Raw genomic sequence first — 2,037 nt, 5'->3', positions numbered from 1 at the left:
CCCCGCCTCCCCTGCCCGGCAGCGGCGATGCGCCCGGCCCAGGCCCTCCTGGAAGCCGTCGATCTGGCGCAGGCCGAGGCGCAGCGCCAGGGCGCCGTCCGCGTTCCGCTCCAGCGTGCTGTCCCAGAGGCTGTGCGCCACATCGATGGGCAGCACCGGCACCCCGTGCTCGCGCGCATCGCGCACGATCTGCGCCGGGGCATAAAAGCCCATGGGCTGGCTGTTCAGCAGCGCGCAGGCGAACACCGCCGGGTGATGGCACTTGATGAAGGCGGAGACGTAGACCAGCTTGGCGAACGAGGCGGCGTGGCTCTCCGGGAAGCCGTAGCTGCCGAAGCCCTTGATCTGCTCGAAGCAGCGCCGCGCGAAGTCCTCCGCATAGCCGCGCGCCACCATGCGATCCACCATCAGGCTCTCGAACTGATGGATGGTGCCGAGGTTGCGGAAGGTGGCCATGGCGCGCCGCAGCGCGTTCGCCTCCACGTCGGAAAAGCGCGCCGCCACCATGGCGAGGCGCATGGCCTGCTCCTGGAACAGCGGCACGCCCTTGGTCTTGTGCAGCACCTGGTAGAGTTCGTCGGCCGGGCCGTGTGCGGGAGCGGGCGCGGGGAATTCCACCTTCTCCTTGCCCGCGCGGCGCCGCAGATAGGGGTGCACCATGTCGCCCTGGATCGGGCCGGGCCGCACGATCGCCACCTGGATCACGAGGTCGTAGAAGGTGCGGGGGCGCAGGCGCGGCAGCATGTTCATCTGCGCCCGGCTCTCCACCTGGAACACGCCGATGGAATCGCCCCGGCACAGCATGTCGTAGACCTCGGGGTCCTCGCCCGGCAGATCGGCGAGGCCGACGGCGCGGCCCTCATGCTCCTTCAGCAGGTCGAACGCCTTGCGGATGCAGGTGAGCATGCCGAGCGCCAGCACGTCCACCTTGAGCAAACCGAGCGTGTCGATGTCGTCCTTGTCCCACTCGATGAAGGTGCGGTCCGCCATGGCGGCGTTGCCGATGGGCACGGTCTCGTCGAGCCGGCCGCGGGTGAGGATGAAGCCGCCCACATGCTGGGACAGGTGGCGCGGCGCCCCGAGCAGCCGCGTGGCGAACGAAACCGCGCGGCGGATCATGGGGTTGGCGGGGTCCAGCCCGGCCTGGGCGATGTGGGCGTCCGGGATGGCGTCGCCATAGCTGCCCCACTGGGTGGAGGCGATGCGCGCCGTGATGTCCTCGGTGAGGCCCAGCGCCTTGCCGACGTCGCGGATGGCGCTGCGCGGCCGGTAGGAGATCACGGTGGCGGCGATGCCGGCGCGGTGGCGGCCATACTTGCCGTAGATGTACTGGATCACCTCCTCGCGCCGCTCGTGCTCGAAGTCCACGTCGATGTCGGGCGGCTCGCGCCGCTCCTCGGAGATGAAGCGGGCGAACAGCACGTCGTTCTCGGCCGGGTCCACCGCGGTGATGCCGAGCACGAAGCAGACCGCGGAATTGGCCGCCGAGCCCCGCCCCTGGCACAGGATGCCGGCGTCTTCGGCGAACCGCACGATGTCGAGGATGGTGAGGAAATAGCGCGCATAATCGAGCTTGGCGATGAGCGCCAGCTCGGCCTCGATGAGCCGCGCGACCTTGTCCGGCACCCCTTGCGGGTAGCGCTTCGCCGCGCCGCGCCGGGTCTCGGCGGCGAGCCAGTCCTGCGCGCTCCAGCCTTCCGGCACCGGTTCGTCGGGATAGTCGTATTTCAATTCCGAGAGGCAGAAGTCCACCTGCGCCAGCAGCCGGCCGGTCTCGTTGAGCGCCTGCGGCGCGTCGCGGAACAGGCGCGCCATCTCGGCGGGAGTCTTCAGGTGGCGCTCGGCATTGGCCTCAAGGCGCCGGCCGGCCTGGGCGATGGCGACCCCCTCGCGCACGCAGGTGACCACATCCTGGAGGTCACGCTCCTGCGGCGTCGCATAAAGCACGTCGTTGAGCGCGAGCAGCGGCACGCGGGCGGCGTCCGCCGCGGCCTTAAGCGCCGCCAGGCGGCGCCGGTCGTCGCCCCGAAGGTGCAG

Annotated in this window: 1 protein-coding gene; it reads right to left on the bottom strand. The window is 70.3% G+C overall.

Annotated elements, in window-relative coordinates:
• The coding region (locus tag AC2W7M_RS24420; RefSeq protein ID WP_486135611.1) for an error-prone DNA polymerase at positions 1-2,037 on the bottom strand (2,037 nt) is incomplete at both ends.

It is taken from the genome of Xanthobacter sp. BG11Y11_SDJG (assembly GCF_057364445.1).
The sequence above is the reverse complement of the archived record's forward strand: the minus strand, read 5'-3'. Positions and strand labels throughout refer to the sequence as shown.